8 protein-coding genes are annotated in these 9,070 nt (G+C 52.6%); 4 read left to right on the top strand and 4 right to left on the bottom strand.

Annotated elements, in window-relative coordinates:
* Nucleotides 1–8 precede the first annotated feature (8 nt).
* Nucleotides 9–2,942: a Tn3 family transposase gene (locus tag A7090_RS24445; protein ID WP_105275812.1), complete on the bottom strand. Its 2,934-nt coding sequence runs from the start codon at nucleotides 2,940–2,942 to the stop codon at nucleotides 9–11.
* Nucleotides 2,943–3,067: 125 nt separating this feature from the next.
* On the opposite strand from A7090_RS24445, the gene A7090_RS24440 reads away from it, so the two are divergent.
* From A7090_RS24440 to A7090_RS24425, 4 genes are all read left to right on the top strand, one after another.
* Nucleotides 3,068–3,682, top strand: a complete 615-nt coding sequence (locus A7090_RS24440) for a recombinase family protein (protein WP_000904906.1) — start codon at nucleotides 3,068–3,070, stop codon at nucleotides 3,680–3,682.
* Nucleotides 3,683–3,746: 64 nt separating this feature from the next.
* Nucleotides 3,747–4,876, top strand: a protein-coding gene (locus A7090_RS24435; protein WP_085959879.1) for an IS3-like element IS1133 family transposase whose coding sequence is annotated in 2 segments (ribosomal slippage) — nucleotides 3,747–3,993 and nucleotides 3,993–4,876 — 1,131 coding nt in all. Because the reading frame shifts where the segments join, the coding sequence is not laid out codon by codon here.
* A gap of 106 nt (nucleotides 4,877–4,982) precedes the next feature.
* A complete protein-coding gene (gene aph(3'')-Ib, locus A7090_RS24430; RefSeq protein ID WP_001082319.1) occupies nucleotides 4,983–5,786 on the top strand; it encodes an aminoglycoside O-phosphotransferase APH(3'')-Ib in 804 nt (267 codons plus the stop codon).
* Nucleotides 5,786–6,622, top strand: coding sequence for an aminoglycoside O-phosphotransferase APH(6)-Id (locus A7090_RS24425; protein ID WP_000480968.1), 837 nt, complete (start codon nucleotides 5,786–5,788; stop codon nucleotides 6,620–6,622). Before aph(3'')-Ib ends, A7090_RS24425 begins: the two co-directional genes overlap by 1 nt.
* A gap of 178 nt (nucleotides 6,623–6,800) precedes the next feature.
* On the opposite strand, the gene A7090_RS24420 is transcribed toward A7090_RS24425, so the two are convergent.
* The 3 genes from A7090_RS24420 to A7090_RS26855 form a co-directional block, all read right to left on the bottom strand.
* On the bottom strand, nucleotides 6,801–7,295 hold the full coding sequence (locus tag A7090_RS24420) for a hypothetical protein (protein WP_105275813.1): 495 nt from the start codon (nucleotides 7,293–7,295) through the stop codon (nucleotides 6,801–6,803).
* A 55-nt stretch (nucleotides 7,296–7,350) separates the two neighbouring features.
* A complete protein-coding gene (locus A7090_RS24415; protein WP_000521606.1) occupies nucleotides 7,351–7,953 on the bottom strand; it encodes a ProQ/FINO family protein in 603 nt (200 codons plus the stop codon).
* Nucleotides 7,954–8,128: 175 nt separating this feature from the next.
* On the bottom strand, nucleotides 8,129–8,974 hold the full coding sequence (locus A7090_RS26855) for a hypothetical protein (RefSeq protein ID WP_231529328.1): 846 nt from the start codon (nucleotides 8,972–8,974) through the stop codon (nucleotides 8,129–8,131).
* Nucleotides 8,975–9,070 lie beyond the last annotated feature (96 nt).

Genomic DNA, 9,070 nt, shown 5'->3' with positions numbered 1-9,070 from the left:
GATGGACATTATTTTTGTAGAGCCGGAGGAAACAGACCAGACGGTTTAAATGAGCCGGTTACCTTTGGCCAGCGATATTCTCCGGTGAGATTGATGTGTTCCCATCCGAGCGGCGAAACATGGGCCAAGAGATCGGGCGATAGCAGCTTTCCATCGCGTTTCTGGTTTGCAACGACCTCGCCGAGCTTCATGGTGTTCCAGAAGATGATGATGGCGGCGAGCAGATTCATGCCGGCGATGCGGTAATGCTGGCCTTCGGCGGAACGGTCGCGGATTTCACCGCGGCGGTGGAAGCTGATTGCCCGCTTCAGCGCATGATGAGCTTCGCCTTTGTTGAGCCCGATCTGGGCACGCCGTTGGAGTTCGGCATCCAGAATCCAGTCGATCATGAACAGGGTGCGCTCGACGCGACCGACTTCCCGCAGGGCTGTCGCGAGCTCGTTCTGCCGCGGATAGGAGGCGAGTTTCCGCAGAATCTGGCTTGGCGCGACGGTCCCGGCAGCAATGGTGGCGGCGATGCGCAGGATGTCGGGCCAATTGCGCTCGATCATGGCTTGGTTGACCTTTCCGCCGATCAACGCTCGCAGGTGCGCCGGGGCGGCCGACGGATTGAACGCGTAGAGCCGTTTGGATGGCAGGTCGCGGATGCGCGGAGCGAACCGGTAGCCGAGAATGGCACATGCGGCAAAGACGTGATCGGTGAAGCCGCCCGTGTCGGTGAACTGCTCGCGGATATGGCGTCCAGCATCGTTCATCAGCAGGCCATCGAGGATGTAAGGCGCTTCGCTTGCCGTTGCAGGAATCACCTGGGTTGCGAACGGCGCATATTGGTCGGAGACGTGGCTATAGGCTTTCAGGCCCGGGGTATTGCCATATTTCGCGTTGACCAGGTTCATGGCCTCACCTTGCTCTGTAGCGACGAAGAACTGTCCGTCGCTCGAAGCCGACGTGCCCATGCCCCAGAACCGGGCCATGGGTAACGCTGCCTGTGCCTCGACCACCATGGCCAGCGCCCGGTCATAGGCTTCGCCCTCGACATGCCACCGTCCAATGCGGATCAATTCCCAGAAGGTGTGGGTGTTTGTCGCATCCGCCATTTTGCGCAAGCCGAGGTTGATCCCTTCCGCCAAGATAACGTTCATTAGCCCGATCCGGTCAGCGCAGGGTGCTCCTGTGCGCAGATGGGTGAACGCTTCGGTGAAGCCGGTCGCCGCATCCACCTCCAGCAGGAGATCGGTGATGCGCGTGGGCGGGATCTGCTTGTAGAGATCGAGCACCAGATCTTCGGCGCCTGTCGGCGCGGCGGCTTCGAGTTTCTCGATATGCAGAACGCCGTTTTCAATCGACCCGCCCGGGATCGTGCCTGCGCGAGCGGCACGGCCAAGCTCGCGCAACCGCATGTCGAGGCGAGCTTGCCGGTCTGCCAGCCATTCCTCCGGCCGCAATGGCACAGCGAGACGACCGCCTTCCGCGATGGATTGTGCCGGAACGAGTGCGTGTTTCAGATCGCCATAGCGCCGGGACCTAGTAAGCCAGACATCTCCGGAGCGGAACGCATCGCGCAGATGGAACAGCACCGCGATCTCCCATAGGCGAGCGTCGCCAGCCCTCTGGGCCCGAAGGTGGCGATGCCATTTCGAGCTGGGCCGCAAGAAGCTGGTCATCGCGGCATCGTTCAAACCGGTACGAAGGGCCGTCACCGCTTCCAGAAGCGGCAGTGCAACGGGCGCAGCTCGCAGATCGAGCAGGCGCAACATGCGTGGAGCGTATCGGCGGAAGCGGTGATAACCGTCGAGCACATGATTGAGCGGATCGTCGGCCATGGTGGCGGTCAGCCTGGTTGCCATTGCAACAAGGGTTTTTAAGCCGTCCCACCCTGACCCACTCGCGATGACATCGCCCAGCGGCTGGCCATCATCCTGTGCATCGACCAGGGCGCCCCCGATCTCGGCGAAGGATTTCAGGGTGTCACGCACCACCCCCGCTTCGTCTGCGACCTTTGCATGGCAAATACGCTCCGAAGCACGGTAGAGACGGCCGACGATCCGGTCGTGGGTTTCGACCACTGCGTCGGCCAACATCGCCTGCCATTCCGAGACGCAAACAGCCAAGATCGCAAGCCGCCTGTCCTCCGGGAGATCGCGCATGCCGTCGGCATAATACCGTTCACCCTGCCTGCGCAGACGAGTCACCCGATGGGCAGGAACGCCGGCAAGCAGATCCTCGGGGAGATCGATGCGTTGCAGATATTCGAGCCGGTCGAGCAGCCGGTTGGCCGACGAAGAGTTCGAGCCAGGCTCGAACTGGCGCAGCCACACAAAACGGGTCACCCGATCATCAGCCGTCTCCTCGAGCAATGCCAGCAACTGTTCTCGGATCGACATAGGCAGCCGACTGGCGATCCTCGTCTCGATGCGTCGCTCGGCATCGACGAGAGCCGCGGCACAAAGCCGCTCGATCGTGGATGTCGCGGGAAGGACAGTGCGGGTGCGTCGGCACTCGGCTACGAAGCGACGGGCGATATCCTCGTTCGACACCGCCATCTCGGCTTCTCGGAACAACCATTCCTTCAGCTCGCTCGCACCACGTCCGGAGAAGGTGCGGAAGCCGTAGAGCCCCCGTAACTCGGCAAGATGCTCGTGCCGTGTTTCCTCGCGGGCAGCATAGTCTACGAGATCGTCGGCACCCAGGCCAAGCTGCGCTCCGATAAATTCGATGACCTCTGCAGGGATCAGTTCGCCTGGAGCCAGCACCCGGCCGGGATAGCGCAGGACACACAATTGCAGGGCGAAGCCGAACCTGTTGTGAGCGCGCCGACGCAGCCTGATATGCCCAAGGTCTTCATCACTCAGCGTATAGTGCTTGAGCAAATCCGTCTGTGAAGTCGGCAAGCGCAACAGCGCGTCTTTCTGCCGATCGGTTAGAGTGACGCGACGCGGCATACATGTTCCTTTTTCAAAATCTGATAGCGTTCAAGACGCTTTGTTTATGAAGCTGGTTGAGATACATTTCCAGAGGTCAATGCAATCGTGGCCGAAGCGCCGCCTCAAACCAACGTTTGTGATACATGCTGATCGGATATGCCCGCGTCTCCAAAGCCGATGGCTCGCAGTCTCTCGACCTGCAGCACGACGCCTTGCGCGCCGCAGGTGTCGAACGGGACAATATCTATGATGATCTTGCTTCCGGCGGTCGTGATGATCGCCCTGGCTTGACTGCCTGCCTCAAGTCATTGCGTGACGGCGATGTGCTGGTGGTCTGGAAGCTCGATCGCCTCGGACGATCGCTTGCCCATCTGGTCAACACGGTGAAGGAGCTGTCAGACCGCAAGATCGGCCTGCGGGTTCTGACTGGAAAGGGCGCTCAGATCGACACCACGACTGCGTCCGGTCGCATGGTGTTCGGAATCTTCGCCACCTTGGCCGAGTTCGAGCGGGATCTGATCCGAGAGCGCACCATGGCGGGTCTCGCCTCCGCGAGAGCGCGCGGTCGCAAGGGCGGACGAAAATTCGCGCTCACCAAAGCTCAGGTGCGTCTCGCGCAAGCCGCCATGGCCCAGCGCGATACTTCAGTTTCCGATCTCTGCAAGGAACTCGGCATCGAGCGCGTCACTCTCTACCGATATGTCGGTCCCAAAGGCGAGCTCAGAGACCATGGAAAGCATGTTCTCGGACTTACGTAGTGGACTTGCCTCGGTTTCGTTCCGGTCTTTTTGAGAGCATTATTTGTTATCAAGGAGACCATATATGTCATTAAAGCATAGTGATGAATTTAAGCGTGATGCAGTTCGCATAGCACTCACTAGTGGCTTAACACGCCGTCAAGTTGCGTCAGATTTAAGTATTGGGCTTTCCACGCTTGGGAAATGGATCGCATCAATTTCCGATGAAACTAAAATTCCTACCCAAGACACTGATCTTCTGCGTGAGAATGAACGTTTACGCAAAGAGAACCGTATCCTTCGGGAGGAGAGGGAGATATTAAAAAAGGCAGCAATATTTTTCGCAGTACAAAAGCTGTGAGATTTCAGTTTATTACGGATTACCGTGGCTCTCTCTCACGTTCACGCATATGTCGTTTGATGGGCGTAACAGATCGTGGTTTACGTGCATGGAAACGCCGTCCTCCATCACTGCGCCAGCGTCGTGATCTTATACTTCTAGCGCATATACGTGAGCAGCATCGGTTGTGTTTGGGGAGCTATGGTAGGCCGCGTATGACAGAAGAGTTGAAAGCGCTGGGCCTGCAGGTTGGGCAGCGTCGGGTTGGACGTTTGATGCGCCAGAATAACATTACAGTTGTTCGAACGCGTAAATTCAAACGGACAACGGATAGTCATCATACCTTCAACATTGCACCGAACCTATTAAAACAAGACTTTAGCGCAAGCGCACCCAACCAGAAATGGGCAGGCGATATCACTTATGTTTGGACCAGAGAAGGATGGGTCTATCTTGCTGTTATCCTTGACCTGTATTCCCGTCGCGTGATTGGCTGGGCAACAGGTGATCGATTAAAGCAGGATCTTGCATTAAGGGCACTGAATATGGCGTTGGCTTTACGCAAACCACCACCGGGTTGTATTCAACACACAGACCGTGGGAGCCAATATTGCGCTCATGAATATCAAAAGCTACTGCTCAAACATCAATTGCTGCCGTCCATGAGCGGGAAAGGCAATTGTTTTGATAACTCCGCAGTAGAAAGCTTCTTTAAATCATTAAAGGCTGAGTTGATTTGGCGCAGACACTGGCAAACAAGGCGAGATATTGAGATTGCAATCTTCGAATATATAAATGGCTTTTATAATCCACGCCGAAGACATTCAACACTCGGCTGGAAATCGCCGGTGGCATTTGAGAAAAAAGCCGCTTAAAATGAGAGATAGACCGGAACACAACCGGTGCAAGTCCATAGCAACTCGTTTCTTTTCGCAGGTTGAGCCACCTCCGCGCTTCATCAGAAAACTGAAGGAACCTCCATTGAATCGAACTAATATTTTTTTTGGTGAATCGCATTCTGACTGGTTGCCTGTCAGAGGCGGAGAATCTGGTGATTTTGTTTTTCGACGTGGTGACGGGCATGCCTTCGCGAAAATCGCACCTGCTTCCCGCCGCGGTGAGCTCGCTGGAGAGCGTGACCGCCTCATTTGGCTCAAAGGTCGAGGTGTGGCTTGCCCCGAGGTGATCAACTGGCAGGAGGAACAGGAGGGTGCATGCTTGGTGATAACGGCAATTCCGGGAGTACCGGCGGCTGATCTGTCTGGAGCGGATTTGCTCAAAGCGTGGCCGTCAATGGGGCAGCAACTTGGCGCTGTTCACAGCCTATCGGTTGATCAATGTCCGTTTGAGCGCAGGCTGTCGCGAATGTTCGGACGCGCCGTTGATGTGGTGTCCCGCAATGCCGTCAATCCCGACTTCTTACCGGACGAGGACAAGAGTACGCCGCAGCTCGATCTTTTGGCTCGTGTCGAACGAGAGCTACCGGTGCGGCTCGACCAAGAGCGCACCGATATGGTTGTTTGCCATGGTGATCCCTGCATGCCGAACTTCATGGTGGACCCTAAAACTCTTCAATGCACGGGTCTGATCGACCTTGGGCGGCTCGGAACAGCAGATCGCTATGCCGATTTGGCACTCATGATTGCTAACGCCGAAGAGAACTGGGCAGCGCCAGATGAAGCAGAGCGCGCCTTCGCTGTCCTATTCAATGTATTGGGGATCGAAGCCCCCGACCGCGAACGCCTTGCCTTCTATCTGCGATTGGACCCTCTGACTTGGGGTTGATGTTCATGCCGCCTGTTTTTCCTGCTCATTGGCACGTTTCGCAACCTGTTCTCATTGCGGACACCTTTTCCAGCCTCGTTTGGAAAGTTTCATTGCCAGACGGGACTCCTGCAATCGTCAAGGGATTGAAACCTATAGAAGACATTGCTGATGAACTGCGCGGGGCCGACTATCTGGTATGGCGCAATGGGAGGGGAGCAGTCCGGTTGCTCGGTCGTGAGAACAATCTGATGTTGCTCGAATATGCCGGGGAGCGAATGCTCTCTCACATCGTTGCCGAGCACGGCGACTACCAGGCGACCGAAATTGCAGCGGAACTAATGGCGAAGCTGTATGCCGCATCTGAGGAACCCCTGCCTTCTGCCCTTCTCCCGATCCGGGATCGCTTTGCAGCTTTGTTTCAGCGGGCGCGCGATGATCAAAACGCAGGTTGTCAAACTGACTACGTCCACGCGGCGATTATAGCCGATCAAATGATGAGCAATGCCTCGGAACTGCGTGGGCTACATGGCGATCTGCATCATGAAAACATCATGTTCTCCAGTCGCGGCTGGCTGGTGATAGATCCCGTCGGTCTGGTCGGTGAAGTGGGCTTTGGCGCCGCCAATATGTTCTACGATCCGGCTGACAGAGACGACCTTTGTCTCGATCCTAGACGCATTGCACAGATGGCGGACGCATTCTCTCGTGCGCTGGACGTCGATCCGCGTCGCCTGCTCGACCAGGCGTACGCTTATGGGTGCCTTTCCGCAGCTTGGAACGCGGATGGAGAAGAGGAGCAACGCGATCTAGCTATCGCGGCCGCGATCAAGCAGGTGCGACAGACGTCATACTAGATATCAAGCGACTTCTCCTATCCCCTGGGAACACATCAATCTTACCGGAGAATATCGTTGGCCAAAGCCTTAGCGTAGGATTTCGCCCTCTCCCGCAAACGACCCCTATAATCCAGTTCTGTGATGTGTTTCACTTTTCCATTGACAGTTACAGTGTTTATTCCATTTCCTGTGATCATCATCTTATGCCTTTTTTATCTTCATTTGGGACCGTGCTTTTCTTCGGAGTATCATTATTCGTTAACTGCTGTTTATCAATAAAATTCCTGATGTTATCAAGTGCTTCCTTTGTTTTTAGAATGCGCTTGATATCCATTTCATCCCGCCCGGTCATTCTTTTTCCGGACAAAAGACGCTCAAGAAGCTCCTGTTTCGCATCAGGAGAATCTTTGGCGAGATCCATCAGGTTAAGCAAATCTTCACGATCGAGAGGAAAGAAGTATTTTACAAAATACTTGAAAAGCGAAAGAAAGTAGTATGCTGTCCATGCAATACAGAAACCGATTCTGAGAAACTCATTGTCAACTATACAGAAATACAGGTATATAATCAGGAGAATAGGTAAAATCCATAATACTATAGCTAAAAAAATATATACGGGGATCAGGCGTCTGTATACCCGTTCATGTTTATTTAGGATGAATAAAATCTTCTCCGCTTCTGAATCACACATAACATTCTCTTCCCATTTTTTCTGATACGTAATGTCCACCTGTTATCAGGAGTGTTTATTGCCCAGAAATATTCTCCTGCTGTGCCTGCATCCTGAGCCACTTTTGTTCTAATGTCGCCAGTCTGCGACCGGCACTCTGTGCTTCAGAGTCTGAGACCTGCCCTTTGGGGTGACCATCCAGGCCATAACGTGGGACGCCGGCGACAGCTGTCCGCTGCAGATATACGCGGCGGGATGTGATGCAGGACACTGCACAGAGCCATTCGTCCATGGTCAGTTCTGTCTCCGGGTGTTCTGCCAGAAATGCCGAAATATCATTGTTTATGCCAATTTTCAGGGGAATAAATCCACCACCTTCAGCACGAAGATGAGGAAACAGGGCCTTTATTTTTTCCACGCACTCGTGAGTATACTCACGGGTCCAGTGGGAGGGACGTGGAAAACGGTGTCTTTTCTTTTTCTTCTTCCTGGCTGGCGCTTCGGGGATATGTGTTTCGACGGCAGATGAATTTATTCCGGCGGGGGCTGATTCTGCCGTCTGTTCAGTAAATACAGGTGCGATAATATCTGTTTTTTCGGATAAGGACGGTGGCGAAAAAGTACGACGTTTTTTCACCACAATGACGGGAGTTTTCCTTTCTTCCTGATATTTTCCCATAAATACCTCGGCTATGTTGTTCTACTTCCTTATAATATCATAGTTCAAAATTTAATAAACTTTCTGTTATGTAATATCCCTTGATAATTTACGAAGATGACTCTGTACCCTGCTATGTGAATCAGGAACGTTTATAGCAGGATACAACGGATTGTTACTTACACAGTAAGATTTACTAAGGTTTGTTTTCTTCTTTTCTTATATTTATCTGGTAATCCTTATCAACAATGCCTGCTCTACTGTTTGCATTAATCATTGCTGGTCTGATCCATATTAGTTTGTTATTTTTCCTGCGAATATGTCCTCTGCGTAAGTGCATCCTTTTCGTCCCACCGGATTTTCCTGTTCCAGTATGATTACTTTGCACCTTAGTTTCAGACAGTTGCAATACTTTATAAGTATATGAAGGGCGCTTGTTTTTTTCAGGTGGCTGAACTTTACGACCATTTATGAATTTTCTTTCTGGTTTAGTGCTAAGTGTGACAGGACACACATTTTCGCAATTTAACACGCTACATGCCTGTATGAAAGCCTGTAGTTCATCGCGAGTATCCATAATAATTTGCGCATATAATCTTTCAATACTTCCCACCTGCTTTATCAAATCATCTTTAAATTCCATGCTTGTTATAAAAGGCTCTGCTTTGAAGTGTGCTGCATTATATTTGGCTACTCCATTCTCTTTTAATGTGTCGATTACAAGCCTGGATGCAGGCAATGTCCTGTCAGGTTCGTATTTAGTGAGTTTGTTGTTATATGGGAAAAACATTCCACCGACACCAAGAATCCATATTTTTAAATCATCAGACCATGAAACAGGAAGGATAAACACTCCGCCATCAATATAAGTGTTAAGGATTGAATTACATCCCGGGATGGGTTCAAAACTCTGTCTGGCCTCCCAGCACAGGGCAATTCTTCTGGATGATGGTGATATATTAAAATCACCTATTTGGGTTTCTACATTGTCTTTGAACCATGGTATTTCAAATGTTACAACTGGATATGGTAATCGTGCCAAATCGAAATGCGTCTGGCGGTATTCTTCTGGTTCAATGTAACCGGCTCATTTAAACCGTCTGGTCTGTTTCCTCCGGCTCTACAAAAATAATGTCCA

Origin of the sequence: Escherichia sp. MOD1-EC7003 (assembly GCF_002965065.1) — a bacterium.
GTDB lineage: Bacteria > Pseudomonadota > Gammaproteobacteria > Enterobacterales > Enterobacteriaceae > Escherichia.
This window is presented reverse-complemented; position numbering and strand designations above follow the sequence as displayed.

What these genes read in the sequence shown, in the direction of transcription:
- A7090_RS24445 (WP_105275812.1), bottom strand. Translation starts at nt 2,942, where the DNA reads ATGCCGCGTCGCGTCACTCTAACCGATCGGCAGAAAGACGCGCTGTTG.
- A7090_RS24440 (WP_000904906.1), top strand. Translation starts at nt 3,068, where the DNA reads ATGCTGATCGGATATGCCCGCGTCTCCAAAGCCGATGGCTCGCAGTCT.
- A7090_RS24425 (WP_000480968.1), top strand. Translation starts at nt 5,786, where the DNA reads ATGTTCATGCCGCCTGTTTTTCCTGCTCATTGGCACGTTTCGCAACCT.
- A7090_RS24420 (WP_105275813.1), bottom strand. Translation starts at nt 7,295, where the DNA reads ATGTGTGATTCAGAAGCGGAGAAGATTTTATTCATCCTAAATAAACAT.
- A7090_RS24415 (WP_000521606.1), bottom strand. Translation starts at nt 7,953, where the DNA reads ATGGGAAAATATCAGGAAGAAAGGAAAACTCCCGTCATTGTGGTGAAA.